Annotated in this window: 21 protein-coding genes and 1 pseudogene; 16 read left to right on the forward strand and 6 right to left on the reverse strand. The window is 60.4% G+C overall.

The features are described 5' to 3' along the window. Positions 1 to 20: 20 nt before the first annotated feature. The 5 genes and pseudogenes from E4Z66_RS18510 to E4Z66_RS18530 form a co-directional block, all read right to left on the reverse strand. Positions 21 to 809: pseudogene (locus E4Z66_RS18510) on the reverse strand (SDR family oxidoreductase); the annotation flags it as partial. A 13-nt stretch (positions 810 to 822) separates the two neighbouring features. Then, the gene (locus E4Z66_RS18515; RefSeq protein ID WP_211097193.1) at positions 823 to 1788 is read right to left on the reverse strand and encodes a calcium/sodium antiporter; all 966 of its coding nucleotides are present in this window, start codon (positions 1786 to 1788) and stop codon (positions 823 to 825) included. A 169-nt stretch (positions 1789 to 1957) separates the two neighbouring features. Beyond that, entirely contained in the window at positions 1958 to 2755 is a 798-nt protein-coding gene (locus tag E4Z66_RS18520) for a S49 family peptidase (protein ID WP_136464569.1), read from the reverse strand. Between the two features lie 98 nt (positions 2756 to 2853). Then, a complete protein-coding gene (locus E4Z66_RS18525) occupies positions 2854 to 3615 on the reverse strand; it encodes an ABC transporter permease (protein ID WP_136464570.1) in 762 nt (253 codons plus the stop codon). After that, positions 3612 to 4547: an ABC transporter ATP-binding protein gene (locus tag E4Z66_RS18530; protein WP_136464571.1), complete on the reverse strand. Its 936-nt coding sequence runs from the start codon at positions 4545 to 4547 to the stop codon at positions 3612 to 3614. The genes E4Z66_RS18525 and E4Z66_RS18530 overlap by 4 nt, the downstream gene beginning before the upstream one ends. A gap of 135 nt (positions 4548 to 4682) precedes the next feature. Between E4Z66_RS18530 and E4Z66_RS18535 the strand changes: the two genes are divergently transcribed. Together E4Z66_RS18535 and E4Z66_RS18540 are read left to right on the forward strand one after the other, a co-directional pair. Next, entirely contained in the window at positions 4683 to 5666 is a 984-nt protein-coding gene (locus E4Z66_RS18535; RefSeq protein WP_136464572.1) for a DMT family transporter, read from the forward strand. A 72-nt stretch (positions 5667 to 5738) separates the two neighbouring features. Next, positions 5739 to 6155, forward strand: a complete 417-nt coding sequence (locus tag E4Z66_RS18540; protein WP_168797833.1) for a globin domain-containing protein — start codon at positions 5739 to 5741, stop codon at positions 6153 to 6155. A gap of 78 nt (positions 6156 to 6233) precedes the next feature. Here the strand turns inward: E4Z66_RS18540 and E4Z66_RS18545 are convergent, their stop codons facing one another. Then, entirely contained in the window at positions 6234 to 6797 is a 564-nt protein-coding gene (locus E4Z66_RS18545; RefSeq protein ID WP_136464574.1) for a nuclear transport factor 2 family protein, read from the reverse strand. Between the two features lie 213 nt (positions 6798 to 7010). On the opposite strand from E4Z66_RS18545, the gene E4Z66_RS18550 reads away from it, so the two are divergent. From E4Z66_RS18550 to E4Z66_RS18615, 14 genes are all read left to right on the forward strand, one after another. Then, entirely contained in the window at positions 7011 to 8120 is a 1110-nt protein-coding gene (locus E4Z66_RS18550) for an amidase (protein ID WP_246036089.1), read from the forward strand. After that, entirely contained in the window at positions 8121 to 9260 is a 1140-nt protein-coding gene (locus E4Z66_RS18555) for an acyl-CoA dehydrogenase family protein (protein WP_136464576.1), read from the forward strand. A gap of 11 nt (positions 9261 to 9271) precedes the next feature. Next, positions 9272 to 9640 (forward strand): hypothetical protein, encoded by a 369-nt coding sequence (locus E4Z66_RS18560; RefSeq protein WP_136464577.1) that lies wholly within the window; start codon positions 9272 to 9274, stop codon positions 9638 to 9640. 16 nt (positions 9641 to 9656) lie between these two features. Further along, positions 9657 to 10940 (forward strand): aromatic ring-hydroxylating oxygenase subunit alpha, encoded by a 1284-nt coding sequence (locus E4Z66_RS18565; RefSeq protein WP_136464578.1) that lies wholly within the window; start codon positions 9657 to 9659, stop codon positions 10938 to 10940. A 3-nt stretch (positions 10941 to 10943) separates the two neighbouring features. After that, the gene (locus E4Z66_RS18570; RefSeq protein WP_136464579.1) at positions 10944 to 11438 is read left to right on the forward strand and encodes an aromatic-ring-hydroxylating dioxygenase subunit beta; all 495 of its coding nucleotides are present in this window, start codon (positions 10944 to 10946) and stop codon (positions 11436 to 11438) included. Further along, a complete protein-coding gene (locus E4Z66_RS18575; protein WP_136464580.1) occupies positions 11438 to 12199 on the forward strand; it encodes an SDR family NAD(P)-dependent oxidoreductase in 762 nt (253 codons plus the stop codon). Before E4Z66_RS18570 ends, E4Z66_RS18575 begins: the two co-directional genes overlap by 1 nt. Positions 12200 to 12209: 10 nt before the next feature. After that, a complete protein-coding gene (locus E4Z66_RS18580) occupies positions 12210 to 13160 on the forward strand; it encodes a PDR/VanB family oxidoreductase (protein ID WP_136464581.1) in 951 nt (316 codons plus the stop codon). 9 nt (positions 13161 to 13169) lie between these two features. Beyond that, entirely contained in the window at positions 13170 to 13694 is a 525-nt protein-coding gene (locus E4Z66_RS18585) for a flavin reductase (RefSeq protein ID WP_136464582.1), read from the forward strand. 336 nt (positions 13695 to 14030) lie between these two features. Next, entirely contained in the window at positions 14031 to 15047 is a 1017-nt protein-coding gene (locus E4Z66_RS18590; protein ID WP_136464583.1) for a TRAP transporter substrate-binding protein, read from the forward strand. Continuing rightward, entirely contained in the window at positions 15044 to 15574 is a 531-nt protein-coding gene (locus E4Z66_RS18595) for a TRAP transporter small permease (protein WP_136464584.1), read from the forward strand. The genes E4Z66_RS18590 and E4Z66_RS18595 overlap by 4 nt, the downstream gene beginning before the upstream one ends. 11 nt (positions 15575 to 15585) lie before the next feature. After that, complete coding sequence (locus E4Z66_RS18600; RefSeq protein WP_136464585.1) at positions 15586 to 16866, forward strand: TRAP transporter large permease; 1281 nt, start codon at positions 15586 to 15588, stop codon at positions 16864 to 16866. Between the two features lie 16 nt (positions 16867 to 16882). Further along, on the forward strand, positions 16883 to 17917 hold the full coding sequence (locus E4Z66_RS18605) for a ketopantoate reductase family protein (RefSeq protein WP_136464586.1): 1035 nt from the start codon (positions 16883 to 16885) through the stop codon (positions 17915 to 17917). 12 nt (positions 17918 to 17929) lie between these two features. Further along, positions 17930 to 18703, forward strand: a complete 774-nt coding sequence (locus E4Z66_RS18610; RefSeq protein WP_211097192.1) for a class II aldolase/adducin family protein — start codon at positions 17930 to 17932, stop codon at positions 18701 to 18703. Positions 18704 to 18837: 134 nt separating this feature from the next. Next, positions 18838 to 19284: a MarR family winged helix-turn-helix transcriptional regulator gene (locus E4Z66_RS18615; protein WP_136464587.1), complete on the forward strand. Its 447-nt coding sequence runs from the start codon at positions 18838 to 18840 to the stop codon at positions 19282 to 19284. Positions 19285 to 19381 lie beyond the last annotated feature (97 nt).

Raw genomic sequence — 19381 nt, forward strand, 5'->3', positions numbered from 1 at the left:
ACAAATCTCGCGGGCGTTAATCATTCGACGCCCAGGACATCGGGGGTTTGCCATGCCAGATGCTGCCCGCCATCGACGCACAAAAGTTGTCCCGTAACCCCTTGGGCATCAAGAAAATACCCTAACGCGCCGGTGATATCCGACGGGTTTGCGCCGCGCTCCAAAACGGTGGCGGCGCGCTGCCGGGCGAAGTGTTCGTCAGATTGCCGCGCCCCTTGCAAGGTCGGGCCCGGCCCGATGGCATTGACGCGGATCGCCGGGGCAAGGCCCTGAGCGGCGGTTTGGGTCAGCGCCCAAAGGCCCATCTTGGCCAGGGTATAGGTGGCGAATTCCGGCGTCAGCTTGCGCACACGCTGGTCAAGCATATTGACGACAAGACCGGTGGCAACGGGTTCTCCCGCCGCGTCGATATCTGGGGTAAGCCCCTGCGTCGCCATTTGCTGAATCAGCAGGAACGGGCCGCGCAGGTTGGAATTGAAGTGGCGGTCCCAGTTTTCACGCGTGGCCGTTTCGATCCGGTCGTATTCGAAGATGGAGGCATTGTTCACAAGGCAGGTGATCGGCCCGCCCAGCGCCTTGGCTGCGCGGGGCAGCAGCGATTGCGTGTCTTCTTCGTCCAGTAGGTCCGCATGAAGCGCCACGGCGTTGCGACCCTTGGCCCGGATACCGTTGGCCACTTCTTCGGCCCCGTCGCGGGAACTGGCGTAATGCACCGCCACGTCAAAGCCGCGATCCGCTAGGTATTCGGCCATTGCCCGTCCCAGACGTGCCCCTGCCCCGGTCACCAATGCCCTGCGTTCCGCCATGTTCGTCGCCTCGGTTCTAGCTGATTACAACGAGAACATAGGCGATATACATGGTGGTCAAGAGCCCCCCCCACAGGCGCGAGATATCGACCTTGAGAAAAACGAAGGGGATCAGGATCAGCGACGCGGCCAGCATGACCCACAGATCGAACTGAAGGAATTCCGGATCGACTGGAATCGGCGCGACCAGAGTGGCGACGCCAATGATGGCCAGCAGGTTGAACATGTTCGACCCGATCACGTTGCCCAGCGCCACATCCGCCTGCCGGCGCAGGGCGGCCATGACGGTTGTCGCGAGCTCCGGCAAGGAAGTGCCGACCGCCACAAGTGTCAGGCCGATCACCGTATCGCTGACGCCATATTCACGGGCGATGATGGAGGCATTGTCCACCAGCAGGCTTGCCCCCAGCGGCAGGCCAATGAGGCCCAGCACGAGGAATAGCGCGATCAGCAGCCATGACATGTCCGGGTCGGCGCCTTCGACTTCCTCGTCATCTTCAACATCGATCTCTTCCCCGTTGCGCACGGCGCTCCGGTGCCGGGACGCATCCCGGAACGCATCGCCCAGAACCAGCGCGAGGGCGGCGAGCAGAATGACCGCCGCCAACAAGTCAAAGATACCCCGAAAGGCCAGCGCGATGAACAGCACCGTCGCAGCGATCATGAACAGGTAGGTTTTGCGCGTGTTGCATTCGGATGTGTGCATTGCCGCAAGCATGGCGGGCACCCCCAGCACCAGCAGCACGTTGGCCGTGTTGGAGCCGACCACGTTGCCCAGTGCGATGCCCGGTGCCTGATCCAGCACTGCCTTGATGGCGATCAGAAGCTCAGGCGCAGAGGTGCCGAATGCCACGATCGTCAGCGATACGATCAACGCAGGAACGCCAAGACGAAGCGACAGGTTCACCGCCCCTTTGACCAGCGCATCGCCCGCAAGAAGCAGAATGAGCAGCCCCAAACCGGACAGCAGCCATGGCATCATTTCACCCATTACGACCCTCGCAGGAACACGGACCTTTGCCGATCCTGTACCGACCGCACTGGCGGCACTTGGATTGCGTCAAACGGCGCCCTCCGATCCAGTGCAATTTGCCCAGCATGCCCAGCACAGCGATAAACGCCAGAAAAAGAAGTACGATCTTGGCCAGCATTCAAAGTCCGAACTGCGCGAAGGCCGCGCGTTCTTCAAGCCCGTCCAGCGAGCCTTCGATGATGCTTGCCCCGAAGCGTTGAAACAGTGATCGGCGGATCTCGTAGCGGCGGAAGCGCACCTTGTCGCCGTATTCTTCCTTCATCCGCGGGGCGAGATGGCCGATGCCATCGATCAAGCCCAGATCCTGCGCCTTGCGCGCCAACCAGAATTCGCCGGTGAACAAGTCTTGGGACATGTCCAGCTTGTCGCCGCGCCGCGCTTTGACATGGCCGATGAAATTCTGGTGCAGATCGTCCAGAATGGTTTTCAGCCGCGCCACATCTTCGGGTTTTTCCGGGCGAAACGGGTCGAGGGTCGATTTGGATTTCCCCGCCGTGTAGACGCGCCGTTCCACCCCGTGTTTTGCGATGAACTCATGCGCGCCGAACCCGGCAGAGATGACGCCGATCGACCCGACGATGGAACTTTCATCGGCCCAGATTTGATCCGCCGCCGCCGCCAGCCAATATCCGCCAGAGGCCGCGACATCCTCGACAAAGGCGTAGACGGGAATGTTGCGTTCTTCCGCCAGACGGCGGATGCGTTGACCGATCAGCGAAGATTGCACCGGGCTGCCGCCCGGAGAGTTGATCGACAACGCAACAGCGGTGGGTTTGCCGCGCTTGAATGCCCGTTCCAGCACGGGGGCCAGCGATTGATCGTTGATCTGCCCGCGCGACCCGGCGGCAATGCTCCCGGACATGCGAACGACAGCGACCACGGGGTCAGCCTTGAGAAAGGGAATCCAACGTTTCATGCAAAGCCATTTAGAAGGCTGTTGCACGGCAAACAAGGCTTGGCGACCGGATCACACGAAATAACGATGCGCTGCGACATTGCCCGCACCGACTGCGCTTACTCCCGTATCCGCCAACCGGTCTTGAAGATCAGCCCGATCACACCGACACAAATGCCGGTAAACAGCGCAATTGCCCCCAGCGATGCCAGGACCGGCACATCGGACAGGCCGAAGAAAGCCCAACGAAAGCCGGAGACCAGATAAACCACCGGATTGAACATCGACACCCCCTGCCAGAACGGCGGCAGCATGGAAATCGAGTAGAAAGAGCCCCCCAGGAACACCAGCGGCGTGACGATCAGCAGCGGGACGAGTTGCAGTTGTTCGAAGTTTTTCGCCCAGATGCCGATGATGAAGCCCAACAGCGCAAAACTGATGCAGGTCAGCACGAGGAAGGCGACCATGGCCAGCGGGTGCTGGATCGTGATGTCGACGAAGAAAAACGAGGTGATGAGGATGATAATCCCGATGAACAGCGCCTTTGTGGCCGCAGCCCCGACATAGCCGATCACGATCTCAAGGAAGTTGATCGGGGCCGATAGCAGCTCGTAAATCGTGCCAATGAATTTCGGAAAGTAGATGCCGAAAGAGGCGTTGGAAATCGCCTGCGTCATTACGGTCAGCATGACCAGTCCGGGCACGATGAACGCGCCATAGCTCACGCCCTCCACCTGATCGATGCGCGATCCGATGGCCGCGCCGAAGACAACGAAATAAAGCGACGTAGAGATGACAGGCGATACGAAGCTTTGCAAAAGCGTGCGGAAGAACCGCGACATCTCGTAAAGGTAGATCGAACGAATGGCCGCCCAGTTCATGCCGCGTCCTTTCCATCATGCACCAGCCCGACGAAGATTTCCTCAAGGCTCGATTGCCGGGTTTCCACATCCGAAAGCTGCAGCCCGGCCTCCGACATCGCGGAAAGCAGTGACGTGATGCCGGTGCGTTCCGCGCGGGTGTCGTAGGTATAGGTCAGTGTCTTGCCGTTCTCGCTGAGCGTCAGGTCATACGAGGCGAGCAGTTCCGGGATCGTGTCGATCGGGGCTGTGATCTGCACGGCGAGTTCCTTTTTGCCCATACGCGCCATCAGGGCGGTCTTGTCTTCGACCAGAAGCAATTCGCCCTTGTTGATGACGCCCACGCGATCCGCAATCGCTTCGGCCTCTTCGATGTAGTGGGTGGTCAGAATGATGGTGACGCCGCTTTGCTTCAGCGTCGCCACGATATCCCACATATCCTTGCGCAATTCGACATCGACCCCGGCGGTCGGCTCATCCAGAAACAACACGCGCGGCTCATGCGCCAGCGCCTTGGCAATCAGGACACGGCGCTTCATGCCGCCGGACAGTTCCTTCACCTGATTGTCCTTCTTGTCCCAAAGGCTCAACTGGCGCAGAACGGTTTCAACGATCTTGTCCTTGCGCGGCAGACCGAACAGCCCGCGCGAGAACCGCACCGTGTTGACGACCGTTTCAAAGGGTTCGAGGTTGATCTCTTGCGGGACCAGCCCGATCATCGACCGTGCTGCCCGAAAATCGGTTTCGATATCATGGCCGCCCACGGTCACATTGCCGGAGGTCGCCGTGGTGATCCCGCAGATCGTGGAAATCAGCGTGGTTTTCCCCGCGCCATTCGGACCGAGCAGCGCGATGATTTCACCTTCTTCGATATCCAGATCCACGCCCTTGAGCGCCTCGAAACCGTTTGCATAGGCCTTTCGCAGCCCGCGCACCTGAAGAATTGCTGACATGATCGCCTCCGTTCGCGCGCCCAGACCTATCGCCACGCGCCACAATGCAACACCCCAATCCTTGCACAAGTCGCTCTTCTCGTCTGCGGAAACGATTCCGCGTGACTTGGCCTGCCCCTGTGCTACCGATCGCGCATGTCCGATAACGCGCATAACAGACCCGGTCTGGGCATCATCTTCGTCCTTGCGGGCGTCATCGCCATCTCGGTGAACGATCTGCTGATCAAGCAACTGTCCGGCGGCTACCCGCTGCACCAATCGGTATTCCTGCGGTCCGGGATCGGCATCCTTTTTACGCTGGTGCTGGTGCAATATGAGGGTGGCTGGTCGATCCTGAAGACCCGGCGGCCCTTTGTTCATGCGCTGCGCGGGCTGCTGATCGTCATTGCCAACCTGTCGTATTTCGCCGCACTGGCCGCGCTGCCCCTGGCGGATGCGACCGCGCTGTTCTTCGTTGCGCCGCTGTTCATCACATTGCTGTCGATCCCGATGCTGGGCGAAAAGGTCGGACCAATGCGGCTGGGCGCGGTGGCTGTGGGGTTTGCGGGGGTGGTCCTGATGCAGCGACCTTGGGCAGGGTCCGCCGCGCTGGAGGTGCCGCGCATCGTCTTGCTGCTGCCGGTTCTGTCGGCGCTGACCTACGCGCTGAACCAAATCCTGACGCGGCGTCTTGGAGTGGAAAGCAAAGCCTCTGCGATGTCGGTCTATATACAAGTCACCTTCATCATCGTGTCACTGGGGTTCTACGCCGTCGCCGGAGATGGCCGCTTTGCCGAAGGGCAGACGAATGAAAGCGTGATCTTCCTGCTGCGCGCGTGGCGGTGGCCCACGCCAGAGGACTGGCCATACTTCATCGCGCTTGGCGTCAATTCCGCCATCATCGGCTATTGCCTCAGTCAAGCCTATCGCCTTGCCGATGCAGCGACGGTGGCGCCTTATGAATATGTCGGTTTGCCGCTTGCGGTGCTGTGGGGCTGGGTCGTCTTTGCCGAGCTGCCGACATGGGAAGTCTGGGTCGGGATTGCGCTGATCCTCGGTTCTGGACTGTTCGTGTTCCTGCGCGAGCAGCAAAAAGCCCGCGCCATTGCCCGATCTACCCGGATCAGGGGCCGTTATTGAACCAGGCAGGCAGCGTTAGGGTAATGGAAATCACCTGCGTGCATGGTGCACCCGATTCCAACGGAGGCGCGCATGACACCCGAGCAGATCAAGCTTGTTCAGACGAATTTCGGAATGATCTTCCCGATCAAGATGAAACTCGCGCAGTCCTTCTATGACCATCTGTTCGAAATCGCGCCCGAAGTCCGCCCCCTCTTTCCAGAGAACATGCAGCATCAGCGCGAAAAGCTGGCCGATACGCTGGCCTTCGTGGTGCGCAACCTGAACAATAGCGAAGAACTGATCTTGTCGGTGTCCGGGCTGGCGCGGCGGCATCGCGGGTATGAGGCCAAGCCGGAACATTTCGATCCGGTCGGCATCGCACTGATCCACGCGCTTGATATCCATACGCCGGGGGGGCTGAGCGACGATGCGCGCAGCGCATGGGCCACAGCCTACGGCATGATCGTGGACGCGATGCTGCCCAAGATGCTTGACGGGGCGGCCTGATCCGCCCCGATCCGCCCCGGTCCCCCGCGCTGACTGCCTGTCACAGCGCCACACTTCGCGGCGCGCATGATCCCTTGCCTATGGCCGCATCAGGACAGAAGTCGATGGGTAATCCGACGCCCATGTGGGTGCCAAGGGTGCAATGAAGACGTTTTCCGTCCGGTTCTGGGTAAACCGCCAGATACCATCCTCGCATTTGCGGAACCGGTTAAACAGCCGCGACGACCGCAGCATCGCCTTGCCGTCCGAAAACAGCCAGGGCTGCATATGGACCCAGTTGCCCTCGGCCGTCATCGCATCGGGCGCCACACGGATTTGTTCCGACGTCAGGTAGTGACAGTTCAGAATGAGCGCCGGATCGGTCTTCCCCGCCCAGAAGGCCTGAAAATGCGCCTTGATCGCGTCCCAGCCCTCGGCGCGACCGAATTGCCCGTCGTAATATTCCCCAACACCCTCCCAAACCGCCTCTGGCGCGAAAAGCTCCATGATCCGGTCAATCCGCTCCGCATCGGAGTTCGTGCCAAATTCCGGGTTGGGCGTATCGCATAAGAACATGTAGCGGGCCTGAAGGCGGCGCACCTCTGCCTCTGCCTCAAGGGTCGCGATTCGGGATTCCAAAGCGGAAATTCGGTCATCAGTCATAGGTTTCGCCTCTCATCTGCGGGGTTTTTAATCACTTGCCCCAAGGAATGCGCAAAGCCGGTGATTATTTCAATATTCACGTAAAAATTCTTGACCGGTTTTGGCGTTGCGGTAATTTTACCGTAACTGGCGTCGACTGAACGCACAACAAGCCACAGGGAAAAAATGACGGTAGCCGAACAGGATAACTGCGCTTTGGCGCACTCTCTAGACATGGGCGGAGACGGCCTGAGAGTGGTCGTGAAAGACTGTATCGACATTAAAGGGACCGTTAGCGCCTGTGGATCTGCCGCATTGATGGACCGCCCCGCGGCGACGCGAAATGCGTCTGTCGTCGATGCGTTGCTGGGCAAGGGCTGCAAGATCACCGGCAAGGCCAATATGCACGAACTCGCCTTCGGGATGACCGGGGTGAATGCCACGTTCGGAACGCCCGTGAACCCGCGCTGGCCGGACCGAATTCCCGGTGGATCGTCCTCGGGCTCCGCCGTGGCGGTTGCTGCCGGGCTCTGCGATTTCGCCGTGGGCACCGATACTGGCGGGTCGGTCCGACAGCCTGCGATCTGCTGCGGCGTCTTTGGGATCAAACCGACATATGGCCGGATCAGCCGGGAAGGATGCCACCCGGCGGATAGCACGCTGGATTGCGTGGGCGTTATGGCCCGGACGGCCGAGATGCTGACCAACGGGATGGAGGCGATCGACCCCAGCTTTACCCGCCATGTGCTGACCAAGGCCCCGCGCATTGCCCGCGTCAAAAGCGAGGTCGAACCAAGCCTGGGGCACAAGCTGGTCTATAGCCTGATGGAGAGCCTGCCCGAAGTTGGATATGTCGCCCTACCGCGCATGGCAGAGGCGTTCGACGCCGCGATGACCCTGATTTCCTGGGAAGCTGCCCGCGCCTATGGTCCGCTGGCAGAAGCTGATGCGCCGTTGGGGGCAGATATCCGCGCGCGCCTGCAAGCCGCCGCCGCAATCCCCGATGACGCACGCCGCGCCGCCGAGGACACCCGCGCCGCGTTCACGCAGGACGTCGACGCGCTGCTGGAAGACTACGACATCCTCATGACCCCGGCCCTGCCGATGATACCGCCCACATTGATCGCGGCCAAAGACCCGGCAACCGTTCTACCACTCACCGCGATGCTGCGCCCTTTCAACCTTAGCGGCCACCCGGCCCTTGTGCTCCCCGTCGCGGTCGGCCCTGAACGTCTGCCTGCCGGGCTTCAGTTGATCGGCCGCAAGGGCGAGGACGCGGAACTGTGCGCAGCCGCCGAATGGATGACCAAGACTTTGGCAATTTTCCAAGAAATGGAGGCTTGAATGACAGCCCAACCGGCCTTAGCCGACACCACGAAATCCAAGGAGGAGATCCTTGGCGCAATCCGGGACTGCGCGGCAGAGTTTCAAAAGCTGCGCCATATCCCCCGCGATGTGGTCGAGGATTTCAAAACGCTCGGCGTATACCGCGCCTTCGTCCCGGCGCGGTTCGGCGGCGATGAACAAAGCCCCGCCGCGTTCTGCCGCCTGATTGAAGACATCTCTGCTGCTGATGCCTCTGCTGGCTGGGTTGCAAGCTTTGGCGTGTCGGCCACCTATCTGAGCACCCTGCCCCCCGAAACCTACGCCGCGATTTATGGCGCTGATCCCGATACGGTGTTCGCGGGTGCAATGTTCCCACCGCGTCCGGCCAAGACGGTTCCGGGCGGTTACGAGATTTCGGGCCAGTGGCCCTGGGGCTCGGGCATCATGGGCGCGGATCTGGCCGGAGTCGGGATCAAGGTGGACGACCAGCAGACGCAGTTGCCGCTGATTGCGATCATGCCCGCCCATAAGGTCGAGGTCGTGGACACGTGGAACACAATCGGGCTGAGCGCGACCGGATCGCATGACATCAAGGTCGACAAGGTCGTAGTGCCTCCTGAATGGACCTTTGTGCGCGGCAGCAAGCCCACGATGGACGACCGGATTTTCCGCTATCCGTCGATGGCGTTGGCCTCGCAGGTCTTGGCGGTGGTTGCCCTTGGGGCAGCACGCGCCGCGCTGGATTTCCTGCATGAGAACAGTGGCCGCCAATCGGTGACAGGTGCCCCGAAACCCGGCGCGCGTCCTTATTTGCAAAGCGAATATGCCAAGGCCCGTGGGCTGTATCTGGGCGCGCAGGCGCTGTTCTACGATACGCTCGACGCGGCTTATGAAACGCTCGCCCATCAAGAGACCGTTGACCGGGATATGCATGTCCAGTTGCGGCTTGTGGCGTCCAAGGCCGCGAAAGACGGCGCTGAGGCAGCCCGCATGGCCTTTGCGCTTGGCGGCTCAACCGCGATCAACCAAGGCCACCCGCTGGGCCGCCAGATGATCGACGCGGCCAGCGTCGCGCAACATGCATTCCTGAGCGAAGGAACCTGGACCGGCGCAGGGGCCGCCATGTTCGATGAACCCACCATGCCCGGCTATCCTTAAGGAGACGATCAATGCCTGATAAAACACCGTTGCGGACGCTTTTGTGCTTCAATAATCACCCGACCTTCTTCAGCCTTCCGTTCGACCAGATCGGCCCGGTGTGGAAAGCCACGCAGGAGTTGATGATGGGCATCGACCAGATGGACGGGGTCGAGATCGTCGGAACCTTTGACGATGACCAGACGATGGTCGGCGCCAGCCAAGGCTTCCCCTTCACATGGTATATCCTTGCCGATTTCCCCGACCGCGACGCGGTTCAGGCGGCCTGCAACCTGCTGCGGACCATCGTGGTCGGCGAAGGCAATGACCGGCTGTGGAAATACATGACCGTCGAGGCGCGCATGGGCCGCGCCCTTGAAATCCCAACTGAAATCCTGTGATCGCCGGGTACTGAACATGTCTCTAGATACGCCGAAATTCAGTGATCTCGATGCGCTCTACGATGTAGAGAACGCCAAGGTCGCCACCGAAATGTACGAAGACCCCACGCTCTTTCAGGAAGAGATGGAGCGGATTTTCAAGAAGACCTGGGTGTGGGTCGCCCATGAAAGCGAGTTTCCCGACAAGGGGTCGTTCAAGCTGTCTCAGGTCGGTCTTGATCCGGTCATCGTGGTGCGCGACCGGAAGGGCAAGATTCACTGCATGGTGAACCGGTGCCGCCACCGCGCGGCCACGGTCTGCGAGGTCAAGAAGGGCAAGACATCGTCGTTCCAATGCCCCTATCACGGGTGGGGCTACGGGCTGGACGGATCGCTGCGCGCGGTGCCCTACCCCGAGCAATACGGCGATGATTTCGACAAGTCCCAGCACGGGATGCTCAAGCTGCGCACGGAATCGCACGAGGGCATGGTTTTTGCGACCTTCAACGAGGACGCGGAGCCGCTGGTGGATTTCCTTGGCCCCGAAGTCTGCCGTTACATGACGCTGTTCATGAAGCAGGGCGGCGGCTTCCCGGTGAAGGTTCTGGGCGAACACCAATTCTCAGTGCCGATGAACTGGAAGGTTCAGTTGGAGAACACGACCGACGCCTACCACTTCCCGATCGTGCACAAGTCCTTCATGCAGACGCTGGATGAAAAGACCGAAGACCTCTTTGCCTTCATGGAAAAGAACGAGGGCTGGGTCGAAGATCTGGGCAACGGCCATTCCATCATGATGATGATGCCCGAGCGCGAAGACCTTGACGCCTGCCTTGATGACCCGATTGAGCCGCGCTTTGAGTGGCTGGCCGAGGAAATCCGCAAAGAGGGCTATAGCGAAGAGCAGGTCAAAAAGATCGTGCTGGCCGTCGGCGGTCCCGGCTTCAACATGAACCTGTTCCCGAATGTGTCGTTCTCGCTGTCCTTCTTCCGCGTGCTGACCCCGGTCGCCGTGGACAAGACGGAAATCCGGCACATGGCGCTTGGGATGGACGGGGGACCGGCGATTGCCAACCGGACCCGCCTGCGCCTGCACGAACATTTCCAAGGGCCGATGGGCTTTGGCTCACCCGATGATGCGGAAGTCTGGGAACGGGTGCAGCGCGGCACGCGCGGCGGCGAAGAGCTTCCGATCCTGGTCAATCGCGGCATCGTCGATGAAGAGCCGGGCGTCATGGGCCCCCGCGGCCACGTGAGTTCCGAAACCGGTATGCGCGCAGCGTACCAGATGTGGAAACGCATGATGGACAAGGAGGCCTGAGCGATGACCGAGATGACCAAACTCGACCCCAAGGCGCTGCTGGCGGATGTGACCGAATTCCTGTGGCTCGAAGCCGATATGCTGGACCGCAAGGCTTATGGCGATTGGCTGGACCTTTGGCTGACCGAGGGGCTTTATATCCTGCCCATCGGTGACGGCGAGGATTACGAGAACCAGCTCAACCTTTGCTATGACGACGACAAGATGCGCCGCAATCGGATTGATCGGTTCAATCGCGGCTTTTCGATCTCTTCTGCGCCGGCAGCCGATACGGTTCGCACCGTCAGCCGGATCGTGATCGACAGCGCCGAGGGCGACCTGATCAAACTGCGCGCCGCCGAGCACCTGATCGAAGACAAGTTCGGGCGTCAGCGGATTTGGGCAGCGGACCTGCAATATACGCTCAGGGTCACAGGCGACGGGTTCAAGATCGAACGCAAAATCGCGAAACTTCTCAACTCTGATGGGATGCTGAATTCGTTCAGCTACTTATTCTGATGGCCAAACCACTTCCCAAGGACATTCAGACCGCTGTTGTCACCGGCGGCGCGCGCGGCTTTGGCGCCGAAGTCTGCCGCGCGCTTCACAAGGATGGGTATCGCGTCATCATCACCGATGTCGATCCGGGGAAAGAGGCGGCTGCGCTTGCCTCTGAACTCGACCTTGCTGGCGACACCGGCATGACCGCAACGCTGGATGTCTCCAAGCCCGAAGACTGGCAGCGCGTTCTGGACGAGTGCATCCAGCGCTATGGTTCGGTCGAGGTGCTGGTGAACAATGCTGCGCGGACCAAGGCGCAGCCGCTGTTCGACATCGACCCGGCCGAGTTCAACGACATCATGGCCGTCAACGCGGGCGGCACCTTTACCGGCTGCCTGATCTTTGGCCGTCACTTCAAGGATCGCGGGTATGGGCGGATCGTCAATCTTGCATCGCTGGCAGGCCAGAATGGCGGCACGGCGACAGGGGCGCATTACGCTGCTTCCAAAGGGGCGATCCTGACATTGACCAAGGTCTTTGCCCGTGATCTGGCCCCGTTCGGCATCACCTGCAACGCCATCGCGCCCGGCCCGATGGACACACCGATGGTCCGCGCCGTGTTGGGCGAAAATATCGACAAGGCCATCGCAGCTATCCCCGTTGGGCAACTCGGCGATCCCGCCGTTGTCGCCGAACTTGTCACCACCCTCGCCTCCCCCCGGTCCGCCTTCATCAATGGTGCGTGCTGGGATGTGAATGGCGGGTTGTTCATGCGCTAGTGGACGGATCATGACCCAAACATTTACCGTCTCGAACCGCGTCGATGATCGCGGCAATATCGCGCGCATCCGCCTGACCCCGGAAGACGGGTCCGGCCTTCCCCTGCCCACGGCGGGCGCGCATCTTGATATCTATCTGCCCGAGGTCGATCTGTGGCGGCAATATTCGCTGTGTTCCGACCCGGCAGAGACCGCATTCTACGAAATCGGCGTCCTGAAAGACCCGAATTCGCGCGGCGGGTCCGAAGCGATGCATCGCCTCGCCACGCCCGGTGCGCGTTTCAAGATCGAAGGCCCACGCAACCATTTCCCCCTGGATGAGACCGCCGACCATTCCGTGCTCATCGGCGGCGGGATCGGGGTCACCCCGATGATCGCGATGGCCGCGCGGCTTCACGCATTGGGCAAGGCGTTCACGCTTCACTATTGCACCCGCTCGGCAGAGGTCACCGCCTTTACCGATACGCTTTGCGCAGCGCCCTTCGCGGAGAGGGTCGTCTATCATTTCGATGATCAGGATGCGGACCAAAAGCTTGATCTTGAACGCGACTTGCCGCCCGCTGCCGATGGTACGCATCTTTATGTGTGCGGCCCGCAAGGGTTCATGGATTGGGTCATTTCGACCGCAGAAGCAGCCGGTCACCAGCCTCAGAACGTGCACCGCGAATATTTCTCTGCCGATGTGGAGCTTTCCGGCGACAGCTTTGACGTGGAATGCGCGCAAAGCGGCGTCACCGTCACCGTTGGCGCGGACGAAACGATCGCCAAAGCCTTGGCGAAAGAAGGCGTCATGATCGAGGTCAAATGCGAAGAAGGTGTCTGCGGCACCTGCATGACCGACGTTCTTAGCGGAGAGATCGAGCACCGCGACCAGTTCCTGACAGATGAGGAACGCGAGGATGGCGACGTGATCATGGCCTGCTGTTCACGCGGCAAAGGCAAGCTGGTTTTGGACATCTAAGGAGCCCCCATGAATATGCCGCAAACGCAAGCAGACTTCCGCGAAGGCATGAGCCGCATGGGCGCTGCCGTGAACCTGATCACCTCGGATGGCGTTGCCGGAAAGCATGGTTTCATCGCCTCGGCGGTGTGCTCGGTCACCGATGACCCGCCGACGCTGCTGGTGTGCGTGAACCGCAACGCATTCGTGCACAACCGTTTTCTGTCGAACGGCGTGCTGTGCGTGAATGTACTGGCCGCGCATCATCAGAAACTGTCGGGGATTTTCGCTAGGTATGTCGAAGGGGTGGATCGCTTTGCCCACGGGACATGGACGACCTCAAAGACCGGCGCGCCCGTGCTGACCGACGCCAATGTCGCTTTCGATTGCCGTATCGCGTCGACCTCGACCCAGGGGACTCACTCGGTGCTGTTCTGCGATATTCAGGCGGTCCACCTGTCCGCCAATATCGACCGCGGATTGGTCTATTTCAGCCGCGATTACCACCATCTTGAAGCAGCCCCGCAAGACCTGCCGCCGGCCGCTAAACCATAAGGAGAAATCGATTCCACCGCGTGGTTATCAGCTATGCCTTTGGATCGGACATAGGTCAGTCTACCTGCCTGTTTTTTGACCAGAGGTGACGAAAACCCCGAAAATTCACGGCCCCGGACAGAAATGCATAAGCCTCTCACCCGCAGCCAGTTACAGTATTTTTACTGTAACTTTCATGGGACAAAACTCCGAGGCCCGCTTTTGTGAATGACCGGATCAAGCGAGTTCATCGCCTGGTCATTCAGCCCGCGAAATCAAGGTCTTAAAGACGCCACTCACAACATCGCAACGTCGCACGCTTTGTCCTGCGTGACGGCAGCAACAGGGAAATTAACGATGAAACACCTCAAGACGACCTTCCTCTCTGCCCTTGCGGTCGCTGCGGTCAGCGCCGCGCCTGTGATCGCCGAAACCAAGTTGACCGTCGCCAACTGGCTGCCGCCCTCGCACCCCTTGGTTTCGGAAGTCATCGTGCCGATGACCGAGCAGATCGCCGAAGCGACATCAGGCGAAGTGACAGCCACGGTGCTGCCCGCGCCCTTGGGCCCGCCGCCCGCGCATTTCGATTTCGCGGTGAACGGCGTGGCCGATATCACCTTTGGCGTTCAGGGCTACAACGCGGGTCGGTTCAAGACCACGAACATCGCCGAAATCCCGTTCCTGGGTGACAGCGCCGAGGCGATTTCGGTCGCATATTGGCGCACCTTTGACGCCATGCTGAAGGACGCGGGCGAATATGATGACGTCAAGGTTCTGGCGGTATTCACCCACGGCCCGGGCGAGATTTTCCTGAAAGACGGCGATCCCAGCGATGTTGACCTTCTCAAAGGCACCAAGCTGCGCGTCGGCGGCGGTATCGTGCATGAAGTCGCATCGACCCTTGGCGCGGTTCCGGTCGAAGGCCCTTCGTCGAAGGCCTATGAGCTTTTGAGCCAAGGCGTCGCGGACGGCATCCTCTTCCCCTATGAATCGGTGAGCTTTTTCAAATTGATCCCCGAACTTGAAGTCGGCGTTTCGGTGCCCGGCGGTCTGTACAACACGTCCTTCTACATCGTGATGAACAAGGCGAAGTGGGAAAGCCTGACACCTGACCAGCAAGAGGCCATCGACGGCGTCACCGGCGAAGCACTGGCCCGGATGGCGGGGCAAATGTGGGACCGCGCGGATGCGGCCGGACGCGACGCCATGGATGGCGCGACGGTCATCACCCCCGCCACAGAGGCCCAGATCACCGCATGGAGCGCGGCGCTGAAGCCCGTGGTTGACGCCAAGCTGGCCGAAGTGTCCGAAACCGGCATCGACGGGGCCGCTGCCCTGTCCATGCTGAAAGCCGAAATCGCAGCGCAGCAATGAGCGACGCGATTAAATCGGTCGAATTGGAGGGGCAGACATCTGCCTCTCCTCCCGCCCGGCTGTCGGTCACGGGCTGCGTGCTGGGCTGCCTGGGCGGGGTGCTTCTGATCGCCATGATGGCACTGACCGTCTGCGATGTGATCGGCCGCTACTTGTTCAACTCGCCCATCAAAGGGGCGAGCGAACTGACGGAAATCCTGCTTTGCGCGGTGATCTTCCTTGGCCTTTGTGCCGTTTCGCTGGCCGAGGATCACGTGGTCGTGGATTTGCTGACCGATAAGATGCCCGCGTCGATCCACCCCGCCCGCGAGGCCCTGACAGGGGTGCTGAGCGGCCTGATCCTTATGGTGATCGCATGGCGGATCTGGGTCTATGCGGCGCAGATCGCTGGCTATAACGGCGCGACCACGAACCTGAGCATTCCCATCGCGCCCCTGGGCTATTTCTGCGCCATTTGCGCCTTTGCCGGTGGCCTGATCACCGCGTTTCTGCCGCTGAAACGCGCGTTCTTGCACGCCAAGCACTAAGGAAAAACCACATGGAACATTGGCCCGTCGGGATGGCGATCCTTACAATTTTGTTGTTCATCGGCGTGCCGATCTCCTTCGCGCTTGCGGGCGTCGGGCTGGTGGGTGTGGTGTCGATCATCGGCTGGGCGCCCTCACTGGCGCTGCTTGGGTCGGTGTTTTTCGACAATGGGCGCGATTACACGCTGTCCGTTCTGCCGCTGTTCCTGATGATGGGCAATTTCGTGGTGCAATCGGGCATCGCGGAAGAGCTGTATCAATCCGCCTATGCCTGGCTGCGGCACCGCAAGGGCGGCTTGGCGACGGCCACCGTCGTGGCCTGTGGCGCGTTTTCATCGGTGTGCGGATCGTCCTTGGCGACTGCTGCGACCATGACCAAGATCGCCCTGCCCTCCATGCGGCGCTATGGCTATCCCGACCAGATTTCCACCGCGTCGATTGCGGCGGGTGGCACGCTGGGCATCCTGATCCCGCCTTCGGTGATCCTGGTGTTCTACGGCATTCTGACCCAGCAAGACATCGGACGCTTGTTTCTTGCGGGGCTTATCCCCGGCCTGATCGGGATCGTGGGCTACGCGATCGCCGTGCGAATCTCGCTGAAATTGCAGGGCATTGACCTGCCGACCGAACCCAAGCTGCCACTGCTGGACCGGATCCGCGCGCTGAAGGGAACGGCAGGTGCGCTGGCGCTCTTCACCTTCGTCATGGGCGGGATTTACCTTGGGGTGTTCACGCCGACGGAAAGCGCGGGCATGGGCGCGGGCGGCGCCTTCCTTCTGATGATCCTGAAGCGCCGATTCTCTGCCCAGCGCACCTTGATGGTGCTGTTCGACACGATGAAAACCACCGCTATGATGTTCTTCATCCTCTTCGGCGCGCTGACATTCACCAACTATGTGAACATGTCGGGCATGACCGGGGACATCCAATCCCTGATTACCAGTCTGACCAGCAGCCCGCTTGGCTTCATCGTGATCGTGCTGTGCATCTATCTGCTGCTGGGCTGTGTCCTCGAAAGCCTGTCGATGATCATGCTGACGGTGCCGGTCTTCTACCCCATCGCCGCGAGCCTTGGGATCGACCTGATCTGGTTCGGCATCTTCGTTGTCATGGTGACAGAGATTTCGCTGATCACGCCGCCTGTCGGCATGAATGCCTTCGTGCTGCGTTCGGTCGTGCCGGATGTACGCCTTGGGACGATTTTCCGCGGCCTCGTGCCGTTCATCGCGATGGATGTGGTGCGCGTCGGCCTTCTGACCGCCGCGCCGATCCTCGTGCTGCTCTTAACCTAGGAAACCGGGAAAGCTCATGTCCGTTCCATATAAAATCGGTGTCATCGGTGCTGGGAATATCGGCACGGCAATGGCGGCACTGCTCAGCAGGTCTGGTGCTGAAATCCATGTGACAGCGCGCGGCGCGCGGCTGGCCCAGATCACGCAAGCGGGTGTGGAACTGAACGACCGGGGCGAGATCATCACCGCCCGGCCCAAGGTCTGCGAAGCCATAACCGAGCCGATGGATGCGCTGTTCGTCTGCGTGAAGTCGCAAAGCCTCGCCTCTGCGATTGCCCTCAACCGTGCGGCCATTGCCCCGTCGACCTTGGTGATCCCGATGGTGAACGGCCTGCCCTTCTGGTTCTACGCCAGCGCGGACGGCATGGGGCATGTTCCCCTGCTTGACCCGGACCGTGTGCTGGCGCGAACCCTGTCCCCGGCGCAGGTTCTGGGCGCGGTTCTTCTGATGACCGTGCAAACCGATGCGACGGGCAAGGCGACCTCTTCCAACACGCCGACGCTAAGCCTTGGCGCCGTCAGCGATGGCACGGATGAAGCGGCGGTGACGCGCTTGATCGCGCTTCTCGAAACGTCCGGGGTGCGCACCGATTTCGATCCCGCGATCCGGCAAAAGGTGCTGGTCAAATTGCTGGCCAATTTCGCGACCAATGCCCTGTCTGCCCTGACCGGCGCGATGCTGGACGACATTGGCCGTGACCCGGCGTTGCGCAGCGTCGCCACCGGGCTGGCCGATGAATTCCGCGCCTGGGCCAGCCGCGAAGGGTACAGCTTGCCCCCCAATGCGTGGCTTGTCGATCTGCTGATTGATGCGGGCGCTTTCCCCACTTCGATGCTGCAAGACGCATTGGCTGGCAAACCATTGGAATTGGACGCGATCTGCCGCGCCCCGATGGACCGCGCGCGTATGGGCGGGGGCGACATGCCGATCATGGGCGCCCTTCTCGACCGGTTGGCCCATGCCGGACACACGCCGGTGCCGCGCAGCGACATTCCGGCCATCCTCCGCTCTTTGCCCCTGTCCCCGATCCCCGCTCAAAAGACCGCCTGAAAGGATGTGACGATGAACACCCAGACTGCCCTGACCAAAAGCGATATTCCCATGGATGGCATGACCGAAGAGGAACTGCGTATCCAGCTTGCCGATTTCTACCACCTTGTCAGCTATCTTGGCTGGACCGAGTTGATCTTCAACCACATCTCGGTGCGCCTGCCGGGCGAGGACCACGCCTATCTCGTGAACCCGATGGGCCTGCATTACGACGAGGTCACACCCGAAAACCTGCTGGTTGTCGGGGTCGATGGCAAACTTCTGCGGGAAAGCGACTATACGCCGAATCCGGCCGGTTTTGCGCTGCATGGCGTGATCCACGAACATCGCCCCGATGTTGGCTGCATCGCCCATACGCATACCACGCCGATCTCTGCCATCACGATGAAGGGCTTCGATATCGACCATGACAGTTTCTATGGCGCGCAGCTTTACGGGCGTGTGGCCTATCACACCTTCGAAGGCATCACGATCTATGACGATGAGCGTGAGCGGATGCTGGAATCGCTGAAGGACAAACATGTGCTGGTGCTGCGCAACCACGGCATCGCCGTATGCGAAGCCGATATCCCGCTGACATTCTTCCTGCTCTGGACTGTGCAGCGCGCGGCGGAAATCCAATGTGCGGCGGGCGCGATCCCCGGACCGAACAATGCCCTGCCCGAGGAAATCAAGGCGAAATGCGCAGCGGATGCCCAGCGCCTGAAAGAAAGCGCCTCCTTTGCGACGCTTCTTTTTGACGCAATGGTCCGCAAGATGAAACGCGACCGGCCAGAATTCGCCTAAAACACACGGGCTCGGGGGGGCTGTGACCGGCTCCCCCGGCCGCATTGAAACGGTTCACTTTTCACGTTCAACTTCGGCATAACTCAATCTAAGGTTCGGCCAAACACAAGCCTTTGAGAGATGCAGCAAGAGCCGTGCAACAGGACAACCCCGACAAATTCAAAGAAAACTGGCCGTTTTTCTGGGTCACCCAGATCAATGCCGCCTATGCCAACGTATTGGAAAAACGCATAAAACCCTTGGGTGTGGATCTGCCGCGCTGGCGTGCGATGATGAGCCTTTATGAGGACGAGTATCTTTCTGTTTCTGAGATCGCGGAGTTCTCGGCACAAAAGCTCAACACAACGACCAAGGTCATTCAGCGCATGTTGAGCGACGGATTGGTCTCGACGCGCGTGCGGCCCAGCGACGGGCGCGTGACGGAAGTTTGCCTGACCGACAAGGGCGAACGGCTGCGCAAGGATGTGTTTGTAGAGGCGCAGGATATTTTCGAAAGCACGTTTGGCACATTCTCAAGCGAAGAATTGAACCAATTGAATAGCAGCCTGTCTCAAATCCACCGGCGCTTGAAGAAACTGTAAAACGGCGCGTGGCACTGTCCCTTAGCCAAACACTTCGCGCGACATTTTCGCAGGACGAGGGGTGCAACCCAACTTTAGCAGCCAACAGACATGGCTG

The organism is Aliishimia ponticola (assembly GCF_004803475.1).
GTDB lineage: Bacteria > Pseudomonadota > Alphaproteobacteria > Rhodobacterales > Rhodobacteraceae > Aliishimia > Aliishimia ponticola.

Bases quoted from the DNA above. Each gene is read 5' to 3' on its own strand.
- E4Z66_RS18580 (WP_136464581.1), top strand. From the start codon at position 12,210: ATGACCCAAACATTTACCGTCTCGAACCGCGTCGATGATCGCGGCAAT.
- E4Z66_RS18575 (WP_136464580.1), top strand. From the start codon at position 11,438: ATGGCCAAACCACTTCCCAAGGACATTCAGACCGCTGTTGTCACCGGC.
- E4Z66_RS18600 (WP_136464585.1), top strand. From the start codon at position 15,586: ATGGAACATTGGCCCGTCGGGATGGCGATCCTTACAATTTTGTTGTTC.
- E4Z66_RS18585 (WP_136464582.1), top strand. From the start codon at position 13,170: ATGAATATGCCGCAAACGCAAGCAGACTTCCGCGAAGGCATGAGCCGC.
- E4Z66_RS18605 (WP_136464586.1), top strand. From the start codon at position 16,883: ATGTCCGTTCCATATAAAATCGGTGTCATCGGTGCTGGGAATATCGGC.
- E4Z66_RS18560 (WP_136464577.1), top strand. From the start codon at position 9,272: ATGCCTGATAAAACACCGTTGCGGACGCTTTTGTGCTTCAATAATCAC.
- E4Z66_RS18525 (WP_136464570.1), bottom strand. From the start codon at position 3,615: ATGAACTGGGCGGCCATTCGTTCGATCTACCTTTACGAGATGTCGCGG.
- E4Z66_RS18550 (WP_246036089.1), top strand. From the start codon at position 7,011: ATGGGCGGAGACGGCCTGAGAGTGGTCGTGAAAGACTGTATCGACATT.
- E4Z66_RS18590 (WP_136464583.1), top strand. From the start codon at position 14,031: ATGAAACACCTCAAGACGACCTTCCTCTCTGCCCTTGCGGTCGCTGCG.
- E4Z66_RS18545 (WP_136464574.1), bottom strand. From the start codon at position 6,797: ATGACTGATGACCGAATTTCCGCTTTGGAATCCCGAATCGCGACCCTT.
- E4Z66_RS18515 (WP_211097193.1), bottom strand. From the start codon at position 1,788: ATGATGCCATGGCTGCTGTCCGGTTTGGGGCTGCTCATTCTGCTTCTT.
- E4Z66_RS18535 (WP_136464572.1), top strand. From the start codon at position 4,683: ATGTCCGATAACGCGCATAACAGACCCGGTCTGGGCATCATCTTCGTC.
- E4Z66_RS18520 (WP_136464569.1), bottom strand. From the start codon at position 2,755: ATGAAACGTTGGATTCCCTTTCTCAAGGCTGACCCCGTGGTCGCTGTC.
- E4Z66_RS18565 (WP_136464578.1), top strand. From the start codon at position 9,657: ATGTCTCTAGATACGCCGAAATTCAGTGATCTCGATGCGCTCTACGAT.
- E4Z66_RS18595 (WP_136464584.1), top strand. From the start codon at position 15,044: ATGAGCGACGCGATTAAATCGGTCGAATTGGAGGGGCAGACATCTGCC.
- E4Z66_RS18555 (WP_136464576.1), top strand. From the start codon at position 8,121: ATGACAGCCCAACCGGCCTTAGCCGACACCACGAAATCCAAGGAGGAG.
- E4Z66_RS18540 (WP_168797833.1), top strand. From the start codon at position 5,739: ATGACACCCGAGCAGATCAAGCTTGTTCAGACGAATTTCGGAATGATC.
- E4Z66_RS18570 (WP_136464579.1), top strand. From the start codon at position 10,944: ATGACCGAGATGACCAAACTCGACCCCAAGGCGCTGCTGGCGGATGTG.
- E4Z66_RS18610 (WP_211097192.1), top strand. From the start codon at position 17,930: ATGAACACCCAGACTGCCCTGACCAAAAGCGATATTCCCATGGATGGC.
- E4Z66_RS18530 (WP_136464571.1), bottom strand. From the start codon at position 4,547: ATGTCAGCAATTCTTCAGGTGCGCGGGCTGCGAAAGGCCTATGCAAAC.